Genomic DNA, 20,323 nt, shown 5'->3' with positions numbered 1-20,323 from the left:
CCCCCCGAACTCCGACAAGGCGCTATCAGTAGCTGAAGCGGGCCGAGATGCCGAACACCCGCGGATCGTTCACGAAGGCGGTGTTGTTGTTGAAGTCGATGCCGCCCTTCACATTGTCGGCATCGGTGATGTTGCGCACGAAGGCCGCGATCTCGTAGCGACCGTCGTTGCGGGCGTAACCGATACGCAGGCCGCCTTCGATCTGGCCGTTGGCGTTGAACTCCTCGCTCTCGTAGAGGAAGAAGTTCGTCGCGCCCTGATAGGCCCAGTCGGTGAAGACGAAGATCTCGCCGTTGTCGCTGACCGGGAAGGCATAGCGCGCGGTCACGTCGGCGATCCATTCCGGCGCATTGGGGAACGGGTTGCCGTCCACCAGCGCGCGGGTGTTGCCCGACAGCACGACGGTCGGATCGGTGACGGTGCACTGCGCGCAGATTCCGACCGCGAGGTTTTCGTCCTGGATCTTCGTGTCGTTCCAGCTGAGGCCGGCGGTCACAAGGAAGTCGGGCGTGATCTGGAACGCGCTGTCGAGCTCGAAGCCGAAGCCGCGGCCCTTTTCCGCATTGACCAGCTGCACGAGGTTGCCGCCGCCACCGACGGCCGAGAACTGCGGGTCCTCGATCGTGTAGTAATAGACCGCACCGTTGAGGCGCACGCGGCGATCGGCCAGCTCCGACTTGAAGCCGACTTCGTAGCTCATGATCTTTTCCGACGTCGCAATCGACGGCGGAGCGAAGAAGGCCACGTCGCGGCCCTGGATGGTCGGAGCGCGGAAGCCGCTGGCGACCCGGGCGAACACGCTGGCGTCGTCGCTCACATCGAGGAAGGCGGCGAGATCCCAGCTGAGGCGCTCGTCGCCAACTTCGCGATACTGCGGGGCCGAACCGGAAACGACGATGAACTGCTTCTCGTCATCGGTCCAGCGCAGGCCGCCGGTCAGCTTGAGGACGTCGGTGACCTGGGCCGACAGCTGGCCGAAAGCGGCCCAGCTGTCGTTGGTGTGGCGCACGGTGACGGGCGGCGGGAAATCGAAGCCGACCGTGGTCACGTTGAAGTCGCTCTCGAACACGTACATGCCGACCTGCCAGTCGAGCGTCCCGCCGGGGTTGGACGCGAGGCGGACTTCATGGGTGAACTGGTCGAGTTCGATCGAGTCCTGCGTATCCGAAGGGAACGGGATGAAGCCCGGACCCATGACCGGAAGGAAGCTGGCGCCGAAGCCACCGTCGATGTCGCCGCGGCTCGAGCCTTCGCTGTTGGCCCATGCGGTGATGCTGGTGACGGTCGCGAAATCGGCGTCGTATTCGACCTTGATCGTCGCGATGTCGGCTTCGTACTGCGCCTGGTTGCCGGCGCCCGCATCGTAGAACACGGTGTCGCGGTCGTAATTGCCGTTGAGGTCATTGTTGCCCGGGCCGAGGATATTGGCACGGAACAGGGTCGAAGTGCCTTCGAGATCGCGCAGCTGGTACGAACCGAGGATGCTGAGGCGATCGGTCGGGGTCAGCGACAGCTGGATGCGGCCGGCGAACTCGTCATAGGCGCCATAGGCGTCTTCCTCACCAGTAAAGCCGTTGTCGACCCAGTTGCTGCGGCTCTGCCACAGACCCGAGAGGCGGACCGAGGCCTTGCCCGGCGCGATCGGAACGGTGACGCCCGCATCGAGCGAGATGGAATCGAAGCTGCCATAGCTGAACGAGCCCTGCGCTTCGAAGGCATCGCCCGGCTTCACGGTGTCGATCTTGACGATCCCGGCCGGGGTGTTGCGGCCGAACAGCGTGCCCTGCGGACCGCGCAGCACTTCGATGCGCTCGATGTCGAAGATCGGGAAGGACTTCAGCGTGACGTTTTCCATGACCACGTCGTCCATCACCACCGAAACCGGCTGCGAGGCGGCTAGGTCGAAATCGGTGTTGCCGAGGCCGCGGATGTAGAACCGCGGGGCGGCGCGGCCGTTCGAGCTTTCGACGAACAGGCCGGGGACGCGGGCGGCCAGCGCCGTGATTTCCGCACCGGCATCGAAAATCGTCTTTACGGTGCTCGCGTCGAGAGTCGCGGCCGAAACCGGCACGTCCTGGAGGTTTTCCTCGCGGCGGTTGGCGGTGACGACGATGGTGTTGAGCTGGCCGTCGTCCTGCTGTTCGGCGCCGGTGGTGTCGGCGTCCTGTGCGAAAGCGGGCTGCGAGGCCGCTGCGGCGAGCGCGGCGAGGCTCGTCCCCAGGAGGCGGCGGCTGAAGATACGATGGGTCATGGAGAGATCCTGCTTGATCCCGCATGCAATCGAAGGTGCGGGAATTTGGAGGGAAACGGCGAAAATACCGGAGGCCCCCATAGCCGATTCGGTCCCTGGCAGGCGGGGCAATCGACTCCAATGCGGCAATTGGGAAACATATGTTGCACTGCGGTTACACGAACGGCGCAGGCCGGGACTTCCGCAAAAGCCCCCGCGCGCCGCTTGAACCTGGCTCCACTTCGCGGCATAGGCGCGCGCAAAGCCGCGCCAGCGAAAGGCACACCCATGAAGATCCGCGTCCTCGTCAGTCTCAAGCCCGGGGTGCTCGACCCGCAGGGCCGCGCCGTGCATCATGCACTGGAGGGACTTGGGTTCAAAGGCGTAGACGATGTGCGCGTTGGCCGTACGGTCGAACTCGACGTTGCCGACGACACCAGCGACGAAGCGCTCGACGACATGTGCCAGAAGCTGCTCGCCAACATGGTGATCGAGAATTACCGCATCGAGAAGCTCGGCTGATGGCGTTCCGCTCCGCCGTCATCACCTTCCCCGGTTCCAATTGCGACCGCGACATGGCGGTGGCGCTGGAGCAGGTTTCGGGCACCGCTCCGCTGCGCGTCTGGCATGCCGATGCGGACCTTCCCGAGGGGCTCGACTTCATCGCCCTGCCCGGCGGCTTCTCCTACGGCGACTACCTGCGCTCGGGCGCGATGGCGGCCAACAGCCCGATCATGCGCTCGGTCAAGGCCGCTGCCGAGCGTGGCGTGCCAGTGCTGGGCGTGTGCAACGGCTTCCAAGTGCTGACCGAGGCCGGCCTGCTGCCCGGCGCACTGATGCGCAATGCCAGCCAGAACTTCATCTGCCGCACCGTTGCGCTCACGGTCGAGAACAGCCAGTCGCTGTTCACTGCGGGCTATGCCAGCGGGCAGACGATCCGCATCCCGGTGGCACACCATGACGGCAACTATTTCGCCGACGAGGACACGCTCGACAGGATCGAAGGCGAAGGGCGCGTGGCGTTCCGCTATGCGGAGAACTGCAACGGGTCGCGTCGCGATATCGCCGGCGTGCTCAATGCGGCCGGGAACGTGCTGGGCATGATGCCGCACCCCGAGCGCGCCGTGGACGCGGCGCATGGCGGTACCGACGGCCTCGCCCTCTTCGAAAGCGCGGTGAAGGCGTTGGCCAAGGCCTGATCAGGCCGACTTGCGGTCCTTACCCGGAGCGGCGCTCGCAAAAAGCAGGCGAGCGTCGGCGGCGGGCATGGGCCGGCCGAAGTGATAGCCCTGAATCTTGTTGCAGCCGAGCTTGCGGACCAGTTCCGCTTCTTCCTCGTTTTCGACGCCTTCCGCGGTCGTGGTCATGTCGAGGCTTTCCGCCATCGCCACGACGGCGCGGATGATCGCGATGGATTCGCGCGCCTGTTGCGCGGCGCCCTGGACGAAGCTGCGGTCGACCTTGATCGTCGAGAACTTGAGCTTGCGCAGGTAGCCGAGCGAGGAATAGCCGGTCCCGAAATCGTCCAGCGCCACCTGGCAGCCAAGCGCCATGCACTGCTCCAGCGCCTTGCGGGCAATGCTTGCATCGCGCAGGAAGATGCTTTCCGTCACCTCGATCTCGAGGCGCTTCGGGTCGAGCCCGCTGTGCGACAGGGCGCGGATAACGGTGGAAGCGAACTCGGGCTCGAGGAGCTGCTCGGGCGAGACGTTGATGTTGACCTTGACGTTTTTGGGCCAGTTGGCAGCGGCTTCGTTGCAGGCCTGCTGCATGACCCAGGTTCCGATCGGCACGATCAGGCGCGTGTCTTCAGCCAGCGGGATGAACTTGCCCGGGCTCACGAAGCCATGCTTCTTGCTGTTCCAGCGCACCAGCGCCTCGAAGCTGACCACCTCTTCGGTGTGCGCGTCGACCACGGGCTGGTAGTTGAGCGAAAGCTCCTCCTGTTCCAGCGCGTGGCGCAGCGAGAATTCGAGCTGGCGCTTTTCCTCGGCATTGGCGTGGAGCGAGGGTTCGTATTCGCAATGCTCGTTCCCGCCGGCGTCCTTGGCCCGGTAGAGCGCGAGGTCGGCATTGCGGAGCAACTCCTCCACCGTCTTCCCGTCGCGAGGGCCGATCGCCGAGCCCACGCTGGCGCCGACATAGAGGATCTGGTTTTCGATCTGATACGGCTCGGACAGCTGTTCGATGATCGCCTTGGCGAGGAAATGGACCCGCTTGCGATCCGAGGCGTCGCGCAGCACCACGGCGAACTCGTCCCCGCCCAGCCGTCCACAGAGCTCGCCCTGCCCCGTCAGGCTCTTCAACCGGCCCGCCACCTGCGCCAGCAACTGGTCGCCGACGAGGTGGCCGAGCGAATCATTGATCGATTTGAACCGGTCGAGGTCGATCATCAGGAAAGCGCAACGCGTGCGCCAGTGCGCTGCATACTGCAGCGCCTCGCCCAGTGACTCGTTGAGCATCAGCCGGTTGGGCAGCTGGGTAAGCGTATCGTAACGCGCAAGGCGGGCGATCTTCTCCGACGACTCGCGTTGCTCGGTGACGTCCGAGCCGACGCCGCGGAAGCCCTGGAACTTGCCGGAATCGTCTAGGATCGGCGCGCCGGATATTTCCCACCAACGTTCGGTCCCGCGGATCGTGACGCGGATGACGAGGTCGGAGAAAGGCTCCTTGCGCTTCAGCTTGTCGGCGAATTCGCGCAGGCCGTCGGCGTCGGCCGTGCTGGTCCAGTCCTTGCCCGAAATCAGTTCGAAGAACAGCTTGCCCTCGGCATCATCCGCCGAGCGTCCGAGCGCGTAGGCGAAGCGCGGAGAAACCGATTTGAGCCGACGACGTGGGTCGATCTGCCACAGCCAGTCGGCCTGGCCTTCCTCGAATTCGCGCAACAGCATGGAGACGACTTCGCTTTTCTCCATGAAGGCGGTCTCGTTTATCCGGGCGCTTACCGCGACACGCGCATTCTCGATCGAGCCGAACACGGCGAAGATTACCGTGAAAGCAATGACCGTGAGCAGCAGCAAGTCGCCCGCGATCAGAGCCGCAATGAGACCGCCGGCACCTGCGGCGACGGCAAAGGCCATCGAGCCCAGCGGGGCACTGTAGCGACTTGCTGAAGTCGCGAGGATCAGGACCGCGGGTATGCTCCACACGATCGGCAGCTGGTTTGCCCCCCCGGTCCTGGCGAAGAGCATGAGGCCGATGCCCCAGATCACACCCTTCGCCGCACTTGCCACGGCGTGGCGGCGCATGTCGTCGATCCCGTAATGCCCCGTTTCGGCCCGGGCGGCATTGCGGTCTTCGCGGGCGGCCAGTGCGACAGCCAAAGCAAGGGCGATACCCCAGGCCCCGATCAGCGCCGGTTCGACCATGCCCCAGAGGATGAATGCCACAAGGAGGAAGCCGAACAGGTGGGAAGCGGCACGAACGCCCATGCGCTTGCGCAACTGGGCGTACTGGAAGCCGTGAATACGCGACCATTCGGCGCCCTCGGGCGCCTGAAGCCCGATCGCCTGCCGTATCGATAACGGCGCAGGTTGCGACACCCTGTCTTTATTCTGCTCGCTCACGGTAGGCACGGTTAACGCCTAAACGTTAGCCGCCGGTAAAGTTTTGAGCGATCACAGAACGATAGCGAAAAAAATATCAATCGCTTGAAGCGGCGTCGAGCGCAGCTTTCGCGGCCTCCCAATTGCGCCCGTCGAAGGCGGTCTCGATCACCTCGACGTCCTGCGGCAACGGCAAACAGGCAAGGTTAACGCTGACGCCGTCGGGATGGGAGCGTGGGTAATAGAAGCTCTTGATACCACATGTCCCGCAGAACACATGCCGTGCCTTGCCGGTGCCGAAGCGGTATTCGGTCATCGCGCCTTCACCGGCCAGCAGGGTGAACGCCTCGGCCTCTACGATGAGGTGCCGGAAGCCCGTCATCAAACAGATCGAGCAATTGCAGGCCAGCACCTCGAGAGGCGGCTCTACCTCCACGGCGTAGCGCACCGCACCGCAGTGGCAGCCGCCCTCCAGCCTCACTCGACGGTCACCGACTTGGCCAGGTTTCGCGGCTGGTCGACGTCGGTCCCTTTCACGCAGGCGACGTGGTAGGCAAGCAGTTGCACCGGAACCGCATAGACGAGTGGCGCGATCAGGGGATGGACCTTGGGCATCTCGATCGTGGCGAGGCATCCCTCGCCCGCCTGTTCGAGGCCCTGCGCATCGGAAATCAGGACGATCTGGCCTCCGCGCGCCCGTACTTCTTCCATGTTCGACACCGTCTTCTCGAACAGCGGTCCGGACGGGGCGAGAACGATCACCGGCACCTCATCGTCGATCAATGCGATGGGACCGTGCTTCATCTCGCCGCTCGCATAGCCTTCGGCATGGATGTAACTGATTTCCTTGAGCTTCAGCGCACCTTCCAGGGCCATCGGATAGTCCGGGCCGCGGCCAAGGTAGAGGACGTCGCGCGCCGGGGCGATGAGATGCGCCATGGCCGCGATATCGTCGTCATGGTCGAGCGCGGCGTTGAGGCAGGCCGGCGCTTCGAGCAGGTGGGCGACCACTTCCTGCTCTTCCTGGCGGCTCATCAGACCTTTCTTGACCGCCATGTGCGCGGCCAGTGCCGCCAGGACCGCAAGCTGGCAGGTGAAGGCCTTGGTGGAGGCGACGCCGATTTCCGGTCCGGCATGCGTCGGCAGCAACAGGTCCGCCTCGCGCGCCATCGAGCTGGTCGGCACGTTGACCACAACGCCGATCGTCTGGCCGTTGGCCTTGCAGTGGCGCAGCGCAGCCAGAGTGTCGGCAGTTTCGCCGCTCTGCGAGATGAACAGCGCAAGGCCGGCCTCTTCGAGCACCGGTTCGCGGTAGCGGAACTCGCTCGCCACATCGATGTCGACCGGCACGCGGGCGAACTGCTCGAACCAGTATTTCGCCACCATGCCCGCGTAATAGGACGTCCCGCAGGCGACGATGGTCACCCGGCGGATCGAGGATATGTCGAAGTCGAACTGCGGCAGGGCCACCGAATTGTCCGATTGGCGCAGGTAGGAGCCGAGCGTCTGCGCGACCACGGTCGGCTGCTCGAAAATCTCCTTCTGCATGAAGTGGCGGTAATTGCCTTTCTCGACCGCCACGGCAGAGGCGCCCGAGTGGCGCACCTCGCGTTCGACCACGGTGTTTTCAGCATCGTAGATGGTCGCGCCATCGCGCGTAATGACGACCCAGTCGCCTTCTTCGAGATAGCTGATCTGCTGGGTCAGCGGGGCCAGCGCCAGAGCGTCGGAGCCCAGATACATCTCGCCGTCGCCATACCCCACGACGAGCGGCGAGCCGAGCCTGGCTCCGATCAGCAGGTCGGGATAGTCGCGGAAGGCGATCGCCAGCGAAAACGCGCCGCGCAGGCGCGGGAGCACTGCAGCAACCGCTTCCTGCGGGCTCTTGCCCTGCTCGATCAGCAGCGAGACATGGTGGACGACGATCTCCGTGTCGGTATCGCTTTCCAGTTCGCGCCCGGCTTCCTTGAGTTCGGCGCGCAGCTCCTTGTAATTCTCGATGATGCCATTGTGGACCAGCGCCACATGGTCGGTGGCATGCGGGTGGGCGTTCTTCGCGGTCGGCGCACCATGGGTCGCCCAGCGCGTATGCGCGATGCCGATATCGCCCGCTGCCGGATCATTGGCGAGCACGGCGACCAGGTTGGACAGCTTGCCTTCCGCCCGGCGACGGACGAGTTCCCCGTCACTGACCGTGCAGATGCCGGCGCTGTCGTAACCACGGTATTCCATCCGGCGCAGGCCGTCGACCAGCCGGTCGGCTACTGCATCCTTGCCGACGATACCGATTATTCCGCACATATCTGGGAGTGTCCTCGTATTCCTGTTGGCTGAGAGACTTAACGCCAAATCCTTACCATTCAATCGGCATGGGTGCCCGCCGCGCCATAAACCGCGCTGCCGAACATTTTTCGACGCGGTGACCAGCCGTTAACCCCGCTCGTCCAGAACCCGGCAAGGCTTCGCCGCGTCAGGCACGGTGCGGAGCCTGTTGCGGTGGCGCATTAGGGAAAAATCAAGGTTTCCAACTTATTCACCACGCTTCGAGAAGGGGCTTTTGCCGGTCACGGACAAGACTGCCCCGTCAGGAATAACGAGTGTTTTCGGGGGTAATGCAATGAGCGCATTCGGACGGAAGAACGGGCAGGCAGGCATGGCCTCCGGCGCGCGTCCGCAGTTTGGTGTTGCCCGTCCCATGCACGGTGGCGGGTCGAGTGCTGCCGCCGAACCCAAGCAGGACAAGGGTGGCGAACAATTCCCGCCCCTCCCCGATTCCAAGGGCGGCGACGCAATGTCGCGCCTCGACGAACGCATGAATTCCTCGCATTCGGGCCAGTCCGAAGTCGGCGGTTTCGAAGCCAGCGTCCACAAGATCAAGGAACAGGTGCTCCCGCGCCTGCTCGAACGCGTCGATCCGGAAGCCGCGGCAACGCTGTCCAAGGACGAGCTGTCGGAAGAATTCCGCCCGATCATCATGGAAGTGCTGGCCGAACTGAAGGTCACGCTCAACCGCCGCGAACAGTTCGCGCTCGAAAAGGTCCTGGTCGACGAATTGCTCGGCTTCGGTCCGCTCGAAGAGTTGCTGAACGACCCCGACGTGTCCGACATCATGGTCAACGGCCCCGACCAGACCTACATCGAAAAGAAGGGCAAGCTGCAGCTCGCCGGGATCAAGTTCCGCGACGAGCAGCACCTGTTCCAGATCGCCCAGCGTATCGTGAACCAGGTCGGCCGCCGCGTCGACCAGACCACGCCGCTGGCCGACGCCCGCCTAAAGGACGGCAGCCGTGTGAACGTCATCGTTCCGCCGCTGAGCCTCAAGGGCACCGCGATCTCGATTCGTAAATTCTCGGAAAAGCCGATCACGCTCGACATGCTCAAGGACTTCGGTTCGATGAGCGAGAAGATGTGTACCGCGCTCAAGATCGCGGGCGCATGTCGCATGAACATCGTCATTTCGGGCGGTACGGGTTCCGGTAAGACGACCATGCTCAACGCCCTGTCGAAGATGATCGACCCGGGCGAGCGCGTGCTGACGATCGAAGACGCCGCCGAACTTCGCCTGCAGCAGCCGCACTGGCTGCCGCTGGAAACGCGTCCGCCGAACCTTGAAGGCCAGGGCGCGATCACCATCGGCGACCTCGTGAAGAACGCCCTGCGTATGCGCCCTGACCGCATCATCCTGGGCGAAATTCGTGGCGCGGAATGTTTCGACCTTCTTGCCGCCATGAACACGGGCCACGACGGGTCGATGTGTACGCTTCACGCCAACAGCCCGCGCGAATGCCTTGGCCGCATGGAAAACATGATCCTGATGGGCGACATCAAGATCCCGAAGGAAGCCATCAGCCGCCAGATCGCCGAATCGGTCGACCTGATCGTGCAGGTCAAGCGCCTGCGCGACGGTTCGCGCCGTACCACCAACATCACCGAGGTGATCGGGATGGAAGGCGACGTGATCGTCACGCAGGAACTGTTCAAGTTCGAGTACCTGGACGAGAGCGACGACGGCAAGATCCTCGGCGAGTTCCGCAGCTCGGGCCTGCGCCCCTATACGCTGGAAAAGGCCCGCCAGTTCGGCTTCGACCAGGCGTATCTGGAGGCGTGCCTCTAACGCCCGCTTACGATCAGCCCTGCAGCATCGCCGGGACGGAAATCGCCAGGAGACCGCCGCCGATCACCATGCAGGTGAGGAAGAGACCGGTCCACGGGACCCAGCCCACCCGGTTGATCTGGGCGCGTCTCGTACGGCGCCGCTCCATGAAGGAACAGATGCCGGCGAGCAGCAGGAACACGCCGCCCCAAACCGCCAGAAGCTCGGCATCGCTGGCGAACAGGAGGAACTGCGGTTCGTGCATCGGCGGCCATATGGTGGGCCGGTTCAAGTCGCACAATAGCTGCGGGAACCGCCGGAAAGTAAATACGTTCTCAGACTTACCAGCTCGCTTACGAGCCCTCGGGGAAGGAAGACAACATGATCAAGCGCATTCTTCTTGCACTGGGAATCACCACGATGGCCCTAACCGCCACCGCCTGCAACACCGTCCGCGGTGTTGGCGACGACCTCAATTCGGCGGCCGACGCAGTCGACGAAGAAACCTGAGCCACCGAGCCAGTATCTGTTGAAGCGCCCGCCCCCACCGGCGGGCGCTTTGCTATTGCGGCTTGCGATAGACGAGCGTCAGGTTGTTGGCCGGCATGGCGTGCCGCGCGGTCCGCCGGAACCCCTGCCCCGCCGCCAGCGCATCGATATTCGCCACGCGCCTGAGGCCCCAGCGCGGATCGCGGGCGCGAAGGCTGGCGTCGAAATCTATGTTGGACTGCGCTGTCGGCACGTCGTCTTCTAGATAGGGGCCGTAGAGGATCAGCGGCGCCCCCTCGGTCAGTATCCGCCCTGCCCCTGCAAACAGGCCTTCAGTCGCGCGCCAAGGGCTGATGTGGACCATGTTCACGCAGACTACCGCGTCCGCCGCTTTGACAGGCCAGTCCTCAGCCGAGGCATCGAGCGCAAGTGCCGGGCGGAGATTCGAAGCGGCAGTCTCCTCCGCCCAGGCATCGACCGAGGCGAGCGCCTCCGGATCGCGGTCGCTCGGCTGCCATGCGAGCCACGGGAACCGCCGCGCCATGAAGACCGCATGCTCGCCGCTTCCGCTGGCGATTTCGAGCACCAGTCCGCTGTCCGGCAACTCCTGCGCCAGCACCGCCGCCAGCGGTCCCGAATTGCGCGCCGTCGCCGGGGCGTGGCGCTTCAATTGACCGCCCGCTCGCGCCCTTCCCAATAGGGTGCGCGCAGCTCGCGCCGCAAGATCTTGCCGCTGGCATTGCGCGGCATCACCTCGATCACGTCGATGCTCTTGGGCACCTTGAACCCGGCCAGCCGCTCGCGCGTGAAGGCGATGAGATCGTCCGTATCGAGCTGCTGGCCCGGCTTGCAGACTACGCACGCTTTCACCGCCTCGCCCCAGGTATCGTCGGGCACACCGATCACAGCCACCTCCGCCACCGCCGGATGGCCGTAGATCGCGCTTTCGACCTGCGCGGGATAGACGTTTTCGCCGCCCGAAATGATCATGTCCTTGATCCGGTCCTGGATGAAGACATAACCGTCCTCGTCCATATAGGCGGCATCGCCCGTGTGCATCCAGCCGTCGATCAGCGAGGACGAGGTCGCCTCCGGCAGGTTCCAATAGCCTTCCATGTTCGACGGGCTCTTGCAGATGAGCTCGCCGACCTCGCCGCGCGGCAGCTCCTCGCCGTCCTCGCCGATGACCTTGAGTTCCGCCCCGGGCACGGCCTTGCCGGCCGATTTCATTCGCTGATTCCCTTCCAGCGAGTGATCGTCGGGCGGCAGGATGGCGATGGTCCCGGTGGTCTCGGTCATGCCGTAACATTGCAGGAAGCCCGCATCGGGAATGGTCTGGACCGCTTCGCGCAGCAGGTCGAGCGGGATCGGCGCGGCCCCGTAAAGGACGTATTTGACGCCCGACATGTCGGTCGACTTTGCGCGCGGGTGCTGGATCACCATCTGCAGCGCGGCAGGGACGATGAACAGCCGCGTTATGCCCTGTTCGAACCCGTCGAGCACGCCGTCGGGCGTGAATTCGGACTGCACGATCGCCCTGATCCCAGCCGCCATCGCCATGATGCCGAGCCCGGTGCCGCCGATATGCGCGCAGGGCATGCAGACGAGGATCGCTTCGTCATCGTCCCAGCTCGACCACGGCTGCCCGGCCTCCTCGGCAGGGATGCGCAGCGCGAACAGGTTGCGGTTGGTCAGCACCGCGCCCTTCGGATTGCCAGTCGTGCCCGAGGTGTAGAGCTGGAGCACGGCGTCGTCCGGCCCGGCAGCGTTGAATTCGGCCGGCTCGGCCGCCGCGATTTCCGCCAGCGCGGTCGGCGTATCGACCACTTCGGGTGCGCGCTCCATCTGGGCGCAGGCCTTGGACGCCAGCTCGTCGAACCCGTTGTCGATGAACAGCACCTTCGCGCCCGTGTCGCCGAGGATGTAGGCGATCTCGGGGGCGGCGAGCCGCCAGCCGATCGGCACCATCACCGCGCCGACGCGGGCCGCCGAATAGAACAGTTCGAAATAGTGGCGGGCATTCTTGCCGAGCCAGGCAATGCGGTCGCCCCTGCCCACCCCGTGCGCGGCGAGCATGCCGACGATCTTGCGCGACCGGTGCTCGAGCTGGGCGAAGGTCAGCGCATCGCCATCCTGCTCCAGCGCCACGGCATCGGGTTTTTCGTTCGCCCAGTGGCGGACGAGCTCGTCGAACGTAAGCTTCGGGGTCTCCGACATATATCCTCTCCGCTGTTTTCAGCTGTGAGGATCATCATGCCACAAAGGTTGCATGTGGCAACCTGCTATTGCCAGCGCCCCAGCCTGCGCGCGCTGCGTTCGCGGATTGCCAGCCACAGGAAGAGGCCGAGCGGGCCGGCAAGGAAGGTCGCGAGCAGGATCGGGGCCTGCACCAGCCGCGAAAATCCCTTGGCATCGGCATCGCGCGCGATCCACAGGCCGACGAAGAGGTCGAAGGCGAGGTAATGGATCCAGCCGATGGTGACGCCGCCATCGCTCGCGAAGATCGCCCGGACCCCCTCGATGGTGCTGAAGTCGGCCGAGGCGCCACCGCCCACGGGATCGACCATGTTGCCGACCACGGCAACGAGCAGGACTGCATAGGTCAGGCACAGCAGCCCGACGCCGAGGTAAAGCACCGCCGCCAGCAGCGCAGGCCAGCGCGGCAGCAGGATGAGGCACAGCCACATCACCATGGCGAGCCCGTTGCCCAGTCCGAACAGCGTATCCCACATGGCCTTGGCCTACCCTTCCCCGATCTGCGGCAGGGTCTTGGCGGCCCGCTCGATCGCGTCGTTGTCGTGGATGAAGCGGCCGCGAGCCGCGCGCTTGGCCAGCGCCAGCGCGGCATCCGCGACGGTTTCGGCCCTGATCGCGCGATACTGGCGGTACTGGCCGTGGAGCATCAGGTTCATCACGGGAGCCATCGCGATACCGATCCGCTCGCCCGGGCGGCGGTCGTTGTCACGCTGGCCGCGCAGCAGGCCGGGACGCAGGATGTCGAGACGTCCGAAGCGCAGCTTGGTGAGGTCACGCTCCACCTCGCCCTTGACCTTGAGATAGAAGTTTTTCGACGCGATCGCCGCACCGGTCGAACTTACGTGGACGAAGCGCTCGACATCATGCCGCTTCGCCGCCTCGGCGACTGCCATGACGAGGTCTTGGTCGACCGCGCGAAACGCCGCCTCGTCCTCGCCAGACTTCTTCCATGTCGTTCCCAGCGCGCAGATCATCGCCTTGGGGCGGACGGCCTCGATCACCTCGCCCCATTTGGACGGTTCGGCAACGAACAGCTCCATCCGAATGCCCTGCGGCAGCGGCGCCTCGCGCCGGGCAATTGCGGACAGGCGCACGTCCTCGCGTCCGACGCAGGCTTCCATCACCTTGCCGCCGATCAGCCCGGTCGCGCCGACCAGCAGGATCCGGATCGTCTCAGACATTGCTCAGGCCTTCGGGCGCGCGGCCATAGATGCGGCGCACCTGCTCGATGGCGTAGCGGTCGGTCATGCCGGCAATGAAATCGGCGATATGCCGGCTGCGGTGCGGATCGCCCTGCGGTGCCTTGGCGAGCCATTCGTCGGGCATGGTCGAGGGGTCCTGGCTGTAGGCCACGTAGAGGCGCGAAATGACGTCGCGCGCGCGTTCGGCGGTCTGCAGCTGCTCGGGGTGGTAATAGAGGCGTTCGTACATGAACTTCTTCAGCCGGCGCTCCTGCTCCCACATCGCCGGCGAAAACGCCGCGAGCACCTTTCCGGCGGACCGCACCTCGTCGACACTGGCCACGTCCTGCACATTGGCGCGGGTCTGCGTGAGCAGGTCGTTCACCATGCGTCCGATCTGGGTGCGGACCAGCTCGCGCAGCTTGCGATCGTGCGGCGCGTGGGGGAACCGCTTTTCGACCTCACGCCACTGGTCGGCCAATAGGTCGAGCGTCAGCAGGTCGTCGAGTTCGAGGAAACCGGCGCGCAGGCCGTCGTCGATGTCGTGATTGTCGTAGGCGATATCGTCCGCCAGCGCCGCCACCTGCGCTTCGAGCGAGGGCCACGAGCCCAGTTCGAGCGGAAAGGCGGCGTCGATTTCCGCCAGCGCCCAGTTGGGCGCCGAGATCGGGCCATTATGCTTTGCGAGACCCTCAAGCGTCTCCCAGGTGAGGTTGAGACCTTCGTGATCGCAATAGGGGCTTTCGAGCCGCGCCAGCGTACGAATGCCCTGCGCGTTGTGATCATAGCCGCCGGCGTGGACCATCGCCTCTTCCAGCGCGGTTTCGCCCGCATGGCCGAACGGCGGGTGGCCGATGTCGTGGCCCAGGCACAGCGCCTCGGTGAGGTCCTCGTCAAGCCCCAGCTCGCGCGCGATCACGCGACCGATCTGCGCCACTTCGATGCTGTGGGTCAGGCGGGTACGATAATGGTCGCCATCGGGCGCAATGAACACCTGGGTCTTGGACCGCAGGCGGCGGAAGGCGATCGAGTGGACGATCCGGTCGCGGTCGCGCTGGAATTCGCTGCGCGGACCGCGCGTGCCCTCCCGCTCTTCGGCGAATTCGCGCCCGCGCGACTGGGCGGGATTGGCGGCATAGCGGGCTCTGGTCATCGTTGGCGCGTGGCTTAGGTCAGGCACCGCGCGGCGACAACGTGAACAGAGCGCGAACTCTCAGGGATATCGGCAAAAAGCGCGCTTGCCTGCGACCAAAAGAAAGGGCCGCGCGACCAAAGCCGCGCAGCCCCCTTTTTCATCGGGTTGCGATCAGTTGATGCCGATCGTGTCCGCGTTTCCGTCCGGGTCCCCGTTGACGGTGCCACCGCTACGGATATTGCCAAGCAGCAGCAGGCCGGCTGCATGCGGGCTAGCCATCGAGGTGCCCGACAGCGTCGCATAGCCGCCGGCCTTGTAGGTCGACGGGATCGCCGAACCCGGCTCGGCAAAATCGACCGGCGGGTTGCCGTAGTTCGAGAAGCTCGACCAGTTGTCACCCTGCGCGAAGGAACTGATCGTGTAGATGTTCGGACCATTGGCCGATGCCGGCGATTTGGTCGTCGCGCTGGTGCTTTCGTTGCCGGCTGCAAGTGCGAACTTGAGGCCCTTTGCCGCAGCAGCGACCACAGCGTCGTTCAACGCCTGGCTGAACCCGCCACCAAGGCTCATGTTGGCGACATCTCCGTTCGCGAAATTGGCGGCGGCATAATCGACACCGGCAATAACGCCGCTGTTCGACCCGGAACCGCTGCTGGTGAGAACCTTGACCGCTACAACCCTGCTGCCAGGCGAGACACCGACAACACCGATGCCATTGCCCTTGATGGCCGCGATCGTGCCGGCGACATGGGTTCCGTGCCCGTTGCCGTCATCGCCAGTCTTTTCGCGGGTAAAGCTCGCCGAACGTGCGGTATCCACATTCAGATCGGGATGATCGTAATCGATACCCGTATCGATGACCCAGGCTGTCGCGGTCGAGCCAACCAGGCCGCCACCGACGCGCAGAACGCCCCAAGGAGTGGATTCCGGCGGCGGAGCGGTGCCACCGGGCTTGCCCTTGCCCTTCTGATCGGTCGCCATGATCTGGTCTTGCTCGCAGAACGCGATGCGCGGATTGCTGGCCTGCATCTTGGAAACGCCCTGAGCCGAAGCATTCACCGCGAAGCCACGAATGGTATTCTTGTACTCGTGCGATACCGAACCGCCGGCAGCCTGCGCCGAGCGCGCGGCTTCAGCCTTGACGTTGCCCTTGGCCACAAGGCCGGGGTTGAAGACGCAGATATAGGAATTCTCGATTTTGGCGCCCTTTGCGGGCGTCGACTGGGCAGTGCCGGTATTGGCCATGCCCGCAGCAGCAAGCGCAACGACGCTCACGGCCGCAACGCGACCGAAGGTAATTTTCATATTGCGAGTCCCTTCCCTTGAGTGAGAAGCGATCAGAATGACGGCCGGAAACCATCGATCAATACCCGCATGGTAAATTTCAGCTGAAAAGTCGGAAACTGTCGCCAAAAGGACGCAACATTTGGCAGGTCGGGTCTAATCGAAAATCCAGTTTGCTGCAGCGCGGCAATGAATTTCGGTCGAATCGAACACGGGCAGCACATTTGCGCGTGTATCCACGACCATTTCGAGTTCGGTGCAGGCAAGGACTATGGCTGCTGCACCCTCCTTTTCCTTCTGCGTGATGATGGTCTTCAGCGCCCGCTCCGCATCGCGGGTGACGCGTCCCAGCATCAGTTCCTTGTAGATGATCCCGTCGACCATATCGACCACGTCGGGCTTGGGCGGGAGCAGTTCGACGCCATGTGAGACCAGGCGATCGCGATAGAAGTTCTCGGTCATGACGAAGCGCGTGCCGAGGAGAGCGGCACTGGTGCAATCCGCTGCCTGCATCGCTTCACCGACGCTGTCGGCAATGTGCAGGACGGGGATGGAGACGGCCTCGGTCAGACGATCGTACACCTTGTGCATCGCATTCGCGGCAATGACGAGGCCCTCTGCTCCTGCGCTTTCGAGGCGGCGGGCGGAATCGACCAGGATCGAGGCGACCTTGTCCCAATCGTCCGCATTCTTGGCGTCGTAGATCTGTGAATAGTCGAGGCTCTCGATCAGCAGCGGCGCGCTCGCCATCGGCGGCGCGAGCTTCTGCACTTCCTTGTTGATCCGCTCGTAATAGACGCGGGTCGAGATCCAGCTCATCCCGCCGATCATTCCGAGTTTACGCAAGACCCCTGTTCCTTCCTGATACCCTGTAGAAACCGCTCTCGCGGCGGTTCGTTCAAGTAACCGGAACGGGCGGCGCCGGAGCGGGTTCCGCTGCCGCTTCGTTCGCCGGTGCAGCGATACCTGTGAGCCATTGCATCAAGTCGGCCGCGCTCCGATCCGCCGCCTCCTCCATGGGAATGTGGCCGATGCCGTCATAGGCAACCAGCGTCGCGTTCGGCAGCGTGGCCGCATACCATTCGGCGGCGGCATAGGGGATCAGCGCATCCTCCTTGCCCCACATGACCAGGGTCGGGACCTGCACCTTGCTTACATCCTTCGCATCCAGCACCGTCCAGCCGAGCCCGAAGCGTTGCATCGTCGCGTCGCGATTGCCGGGATAGCGGGCCAACTCCCAGTACCGGTCGATCGCGGCGGGCGTGACTATGGCCTGGTTCGAAACGCTTTGCGAAAGGCTGCGCTCCACGATCGAGCGCGGCATCAGCTGGAAGGCGAGCGTGTTCACAACGGGAATGCGCGCCAGCTGGAAGGCGAGGTTCCCGCTCCCTTCGCGGGTAATATCTGCCCCTCCCGCGTCGACCAGCACCAGCCCGTCGAGCCGTTCGGGATGTGCAATCGCGTAGCCCATGGCGATGCCACCGCCCATGGAATTGCCTCCGAGCGTGAAGGTATCGAGCCCGAGCGCGTCCGCGACGAGGCCGACATCGGCGACGAAAGCGCCCTGCGAATAGTCGCCGTCGGGGGCAGGACCCGTGAGCCCATGGCCGCGCTGGTCATAGCGGATGACGCGGTAGGTCTCGCTCAGTCGCTCCGCCCAGGCCTGCCAGGTCAGCAAGTCCGCGTTGGAGCCGTGCAGCAGCAGGATTACCGGTGCATCGCGCGGCCCCTCGTCCCGCAGGTGGATCGTGCGCCCATCGGCCAATTCGAGCCGTTGCGAAGGGACGGTTCCGTATTTCGCCCACATCTCCTCCGCGTCGGTGTCCGGCACGCGGAAAATCAGGAACGCGACCACCAGCAGGGCGAAGAGTACAGCGATTACGCGAAGAAACTTGTTCAAAAGGCCATTTCCTCGATCCAGCGGCGGACGACCGCAAGGCCATCCTCGTCGACGGTTTCCTTGCCGATCTCGGGCATGGCTACACCCGGCTCGGTGGTCGACATGCGATAGGTCAGGATCGACTCCCCGGGCTTGCCCGGGACGATGTCGAACAGGTGCCCGCCGGCGCCCCTGCCCGCAGCGACCGGTCGCTTGCCGATGCCCAGTGCATGCGGGTCTTGCTGCTCCCAGCGCAGGTCGAGGCCGCTGTTGGAGGCTGTCGCCCCCGGTCGGTGGCAATGGGCGCAATTGACGTCTAGATACGCGCGTGCCGCAGAGGTGAGACTGGCGCTTTCGCGATTTTCCCAGAGCGGTAGCTGGTTCGCATCCGCGGGCATCCGGTCGAGGTGGCCGTGCTCGACCATCTCGGCGAGCCAGGTGCGCGACAGGTTGCGCGCCTTGGGGCCGATCGGCGTCACCGCCCCGTCGAGCCCGTGGCACTCTTTACACTGGTTCTTGTTCGGCACGCGGTAGCTGATCGCCTCGCCTTTCGGCGTGGTCAGGTCGATCCGCGCGCCTGCAACCGCGAGCGTGGCGTCGGACTGCTCCGCATTCCAGACATAGGGGAGCGCCAGCCAGCCATCGGCGCGGTGGAGGAGAACGCGGGTTTCGATCAGGCGACGCTCACCCGCCTCCTCGAAGGCGAAGGTCTTGATCAGTGCCGTGCCGACAGGAAACGCAAGCAGGTTTTCGCCGTCGGCAGTCGCCTGTGTGCCATCGGGCAAATAAACGAAACGCAGTTTCTCGGCCCCGTCGGAGAACAACGGGGTGTTCAGCCGGTAGGGCACGACCCCTGCGTCCGGCACCTGTGCGCGTGGATCGATGAAGAAGCCATAGGCCGACAGCGTCCGGGGCAAGCCATCCTGCTGGATTGCCGCGTCCCGATCGATCCGTGGCACCGCCATCGCCGCCACCGCGCTCAGCAGCGCGGCTCCGAAGATGGCGTGACGGATCATCCGGCCAGTCGCTCGTCGAGTGCGGCTGGCGCGCCGATGCCGCTGCGATCGAATTCGCCTGCGGGCGCGGTGACGGTCAGCGGTCCGGGCTGCGCGGCGCCTAGGCCCTTGCCCTGCTCGGTAAGGTTGAGGCTCCATCCTGCAGTACCCGCGACGGCGCTCATCGAACCGAGGCCGTCCCACAATACCGGCGGCAATTCGCCACCGAACGCCGCGAGCAGCATGTCCGCGCCGTCCAGCTGCGGTGCGTAGCCGCCCCCGTCATAGGTGTTCGGCCCGATCACCACCTCGCGCGGCAACGGGTTGTAACGCTCGTCGTCATAGGGCTGCGTATAGGCGATCACCATCACCGGCGCGGTCGGATTGCCGGACAGGATGTTGTTCTCCACCAGCACCTTGTCGTTCGCCATCACCATGATGCCCGTACCGCGCCGCACGCCCGCGACGATATTGCCCTTGGGCGCGAAGTTCGGCGTATCGTTGGCGACGACGAGATTGTTCGCGACGATCACATTGCCGCCGCCCATCACCGGCAGGCCGGGCAGGTCGAAGATCAGGATACCGCCGGTGTTGCGCGTGGCGATATTGTGTTCGACCAGCGCGTTGCGGCTGTTCTCGATCTCGATCCCCGCCACATTGGCTTCGGCAATGGAGTTGCGCACGGTGATGCCGTTCGACTGGCCCACGTAGATGCCCGCATCGCTCGCCCCGGTCACCTTGACCCCGTCGACCAGCACGCCGGTGCTTTCCACCGGATAGATGCCATAGGCGCCGTTGCTCTCGTGCGGGCCGCGCGTCCAGGTGACGCGGATGCGGTGGTAGACGATGTTGTCCGCACCCTTGGACTTGATCCCGTCGCCCTTGGGGTTCTCGAGCGCGAAGTCGCGCAGGGTGACGTTGTCGCTGGTGACGAGCAGCCCTTCGCCCGCGCCCTGCTGGCTGGTGAAGTCCAGCACCGTGCCATCCATCCCCGCTCCGCGCACGGTCACGCCATCGACATCGAGGCTGAGCCCGTCGGTCAACACGTAGCGCCCTTCGGCCAGCACGATCTCGTCGCCCGGTTCGGCCAGGATCAGCGCTTCCTGCAGGCGCGCCTGTGCATCCCCGCCGGGTGCGACGGAATGGGTTGCGGCGAATGCGGGTGCGGCGCTCGCCAGCAAGGCAGCGGCAATCGTCAATCTGATCATGAGTCTCTCCCTTGCAACCCATTGTGCC

The 20,323-nt window shown here is 64.6% G+C and carries 19 protein-coding genes; 4 read left to right on the top strand and 15 right to left on the bottom strand.

The features are described 5' to 3' along the window. Positions 1-25: 25 nt before the first annotated feature. Positions 26-2,251 (bottom strand): TonB-dependent receptor, encoded by a 2,226-nt coding sequence (locus K3172_RS06635; RefSeq protein ID WP_221588108.1) that lies wholly within the window; start codon positions 2,249-2,251, stop codon positions 26-28. 267 nt (positions 2,252-2,518) lie between these two features. Between K3172_RS06635 and purS the strand changes: the two genes are divergently transcribed. Both purS and purQ read left to right on the top strand, forming a co-directional pair. Beyond that, on the top strand, positions 2,519-2,752 hold the full coding sequence (gene purS, locus K3172_RS06630) for a phosphoribosylformylglycinamidine synthase subunit PurS (protein ID WP_221588106.1): 234 nt from the start codon (positions 2,519-2,521) through the stop codon (positions 2,750-2,752). After that, positions 2,752-3,429, top strand: coding sequence for a phosphoribosylformylglycinamidine synthase subunit PurQ (purQ, locus tag K3172_RS06625; RefSeq protein WP_221588104.1), 678 nt, complete (start codon positions 2,752-2,754; stop codon positions 3,427-3,429). Before purS ends, purQ begins: the two co-directional genes overlap by 1 nt. On the opposite strand, the gene K3172_RS06620 is transcribed toward purQ, so the two are convergent. The 3 genes from K3172_RS06620 to glmS form a co-directional block, all read right to left on the bottom strand. Next, the gene (locus tag K3172_RS06620) at positions 3,430-5,796 is read right to left on the bottom strand and encodes a putative bifunctional diguanylate cyclase/phosphodiesterase (protein WP_345725613.1); all 2,367 of its coding nucleotides are present in this window, start codon (positions 5,794-5,796) and stop codon (positions 3,430-3,432) included. A gap of 76 nt (positions 5,797-5,872) precedes the next feature. After that, positions 5,873-6,256, bottom strand: a complete 384-nt coding sequence (locus K3172_RS06615) for a GFA family protein (RefSeq protein ID WP_221588102.1) — start codon at positions 6,254-6,256, stop codon at positions 5,873-5,875. Continuing rightward, positions 6,253-8,076, bottom strand: a complete 1,824-nt coding sequence (gene glmS, locus K3172_RS06610) for a glutamine--fructose-6-phosphate transaminase (isomerizing) (RefSeq protein ID WP_221588100.1) — start codon at positions 8,074-8,076, stop codon at positions 6,253-6,255. Before glmS ends, K3172_RS06615 begins: the two co-directional genes overlap by 4 nt. A 316-nt stretch (positions 8,077-8,392) precedes the next feature. Here glmS and K3172_RS06605 point away from each other — a divergent pair, with 316 nt between their 5' ends. After that, positions 8,393-9,889 (top strand): TadA family conjugal transfer-associated ATPase, encoded by a 1,497-nt coding sequence (locus K3172_RS06605; protein ID WP_221588098.1) that lies wholly within the window; start codon positions 8,393-8,395, stop codon positions 9,887-9,889. A gap of 13 nt (positions 9,890-9,902) precedes the next feature. Here K3172_RS06605 and K3172_RS06600 read toward each other — a convergent pair whose 3' ends face one another. Then, positions 9,903-10,160, bottom strand: coding sequence for a hypothetical protein (locus tag K3172_RS06600; protein WP_247717948.1), 258 nt, complete (start codon positions 10,158-10,160; stop codon positions 9,903-9,905). An 89-nt stretch (positions 10,161-10,249) separates the two neighbouring features. Here K3172_RS06600 and K3172_RS15660 point away from each other — a divergent pair, with 89 nt between their 5' ends. Continuing rightward, the gene (locus tag K3172_RS15660; protein WP_282098591.1) at positions 10,250-10,378 is read left to right on the top strand and encodes a hypothetical protein; all 129 of its coding nucleotides are present in this window, start codon (positions 10,250-10,252) and stop codon (positions 10,376-10,378) included. Positions 10,379-10,430: 52 nt separating this feature from the next. On the opposite strand, the gene K3172_RS06595 is transcribed toward K3172_RS15660, so the two are convergent. The 10 genes from K3172_RS06595 to K3172_RS06550 all read right to left on the bottom strand — a co-directional run bounded on the left by K3172_RS06595 (position 10,431) and on the right by K3172_RS06550 (position 20,295). After that, positions 10,431-11,027 (bottom strand): DUF938 domain-containing protein, encoded by a 597-nt coding sequence (locus K3172_RS06595; RefSeq protein ID WP_221588096.1) that lies wholly within the window; start codon positions 11,025-11,027, stop codon positions 10,431-10,433. Continuing rightward, positions 11,024-12,574: a fatty acid--CoA ligase gene (locus K3172_RS06590; protein ID WP_221588094.1), complete on the bottom strand. Its 1,551-nt coding sequence runs from the start codon at positions 12,572-12,574 to the stop codon at positions 11,024-11,026. The genes K3172_RS06595 and K3172_RS06590 overlap by 4 nt, the downstream gene beginning before the upstream one ends. A 65-nt stretch (positions 12,575-12,639) precedes the next feature. Continuing rightward, on the bottom strand, positions 12,640-13,089 hold the full coding sequence (locus K3172_RS06585; RefSeq protein ID WP_221588092.1) for an ABA4-like family protein: 450 nt from the start codon (positions 13,087-13,089) through the stop codon (positions 12,640-12,642). Between the two features lie 9 nt (positions 13,090-13,098). Then, positions 13,099-13,794, bottom strand: a complete 696-nt coding sequence (locus tag K3172_RS06580; protein WP_221588091.1) for an NAD(P)H-binding protein — start codon at positions 13,792-13,794, stop codon at positions 13,099-13,101. Next, positions 13,787-14,947 carry a deoxyguanosinetriphosphate triphosphohydrolase gene (locus tag K3172_RS06575; protein WP_221588089.1) on the bottom strand — a complete coding sequence of 387 codons (1,161 nt, stop codon included), beginning with the start codon at positions 14,945-14,947 and terminating at the stop codon, positions 13,787-13,789. Before K3172_RS06575 ends, K3172_RS06580 begins: the two co-directional genes overlap by 8 nt. A 153-nt stretch (positions 14,948-15,100) precedes the next feature. After that, positions 15,101-16,342 (bottom strand): S8 family serine peptidase, encoded by a 1,242-nt coding sequence (locus K3172_RS06570; RefSeq protein WP_247717947.1) that lies wholly within the window; start codon positions 16,340-16,342, stop codon positions 15,101-15,103. Between the two features lie 27 nt (positions 16,343-16,369). Further along, positions 16,370-17,059, bottom strand: coding sequence for an aspartate/glutamate racemase family protein (locus tag K3172_RS06565; protein WP_247717946.1), 690 nt, complete (start codon positions 17,057-17,059; stop codon positions 16,370-16,372). A 52-nt stretch (positions 17,060-17,111) separates the two neighbouring features. Next, positions 17,112-18,113: an alpha/beta fold hydrolase gene (locus K3172_RS06560; RefSeq protein ID WP_221588087.1), complete on the bottom strand. Its 1,002-nt coding sequence runs from the start codon at positions 18,111-18,113 to the stop codon at positions 17,112-17,114. Beyond that, positions 18,110-19,108 carry an SO2930 family diheme c-type cytochrome gene (locus tag K3172_RS06555; protein WP_221588085.1) on the bottom strand — a complete coding sequence of 333 codons (999 nt, stop codon included), beginning with the start codon at positions 19,106-19,108 and terminating at the stop codon, positions 18,110-18,112. The genes K3172_RS06560 and K3172_RS06555 overlap by 4 nt, the downstream gene beginning before the upstream one ends. Beyond that, complete coding sequence (locus tag K3172_RS06550) at positions 19,105-20,295, bottom strand: parallel beta-helix domain-containing protein (protein ID WP_221588083.1); 1,191 nt, start codon at positions 20,293-20,295, stop codon at positions 19,105-19,107. The genes K3172_RS06555 and K3172_RS06550 overlap by 4 nt, the downstream gene beginning before the upstream one ends. Positions 20,296-20,323: the final 28 nt, after the last annotated feature.

Source organism: Qipengyuania proteolytica, assembly GCF_019711565.1.
In the GTDB taxonomy this organism is placed as follows: Bacteria; Pseudomonadota; Alphaproteobacteria; order Sphingomonadales; family Sphingomonadaceae; genus Qipengyuania; species Qipengyuania proteolytica.
This window is presented reverse-complemented; position numbering and strand designations above follow the sequence as displayed.

Coding starts and splice junctions, on each gene's coding strand:
- K3172_RS06635 (WP_221588108.1), bottom strand. CDS start 2,251: ATGACCCATCGTATCTTCAGCCGCCGCCTCCTGGGGACGAGCCTCGCC.
- purS (WP_221588106.1), top strand. CDS start 2,519: ATGAAGATCCGCGTCCTCGTCAGTCTCAAGCCCGGGGTGCTCGACCCG.
- purQ (WP_221588104.1), top strand. CDS start 2,752: ATGGCGTTCCGCTCCGCCGTCATCACCTTCCCCGGTTCCAATTGCGAC.
- glmS (WP_221588100.1), bottom strand. CDS start 8,076: ATGTGCGGAATAATCGGTATCGTCGGCAAGGATGCAGTAGCCGACCGG.
- K3172_RS06605 (WP_221588098.1), top strand. CDS start 8,393: ATGAGCGCATTCGGACGGAAGAACGGGCAGGCAGGCATGGCCTCCGGC.
- K3172_RS15660 (WP_282098591.1), top strand. CDS start 10,250: ATGATCAAGCGCATTCTTCTTGCACTGGGAATCACCACGATGGCCCTA.
- K3172_RS06590 (WP_221588094.1), bottom strand. CDS start 12,574: ATGTCGGAGACCCCGAAGCTTACGTTCGACGAGCTCGTCCGCCACTGG.
- K3172_RS06585 (WP_221588092.1), bottom strand. CDS start 13,089: ATGTGGGATACGCTGTTCGGACTGGGCAACGGGCTCGCCATGGTGATG.
- K3172_RS06580 (WP_221588091.1), bottom strand. CDS start 13,794: ATGTCTGAGACGATCCGGATCCTGCTGGTCGGCGCGACCGGGCTGATC.
- K3172_RS06575 (WP_221588089.1), bottom strand. CDS start 14,947: ATGACCAGAGCCCGCTATGCCGCCAATCCCGCCCAGTCGCGCGGGCGC.
- K3172_RS06555 (WP_221588085.1), bottom strand. CDS start 19,108: ATGATCCGTCACGCCATCTTCGGAGCCGCGCTGCTGAGCGCGGTGGCG.
- K3172_RS06550 (WP_221588083.1), bottom strand. CDS start 20,295: ATGATCAGATTGACGATTGCCGCTGCCTTGCTGGCGAGCGCCGCACCC.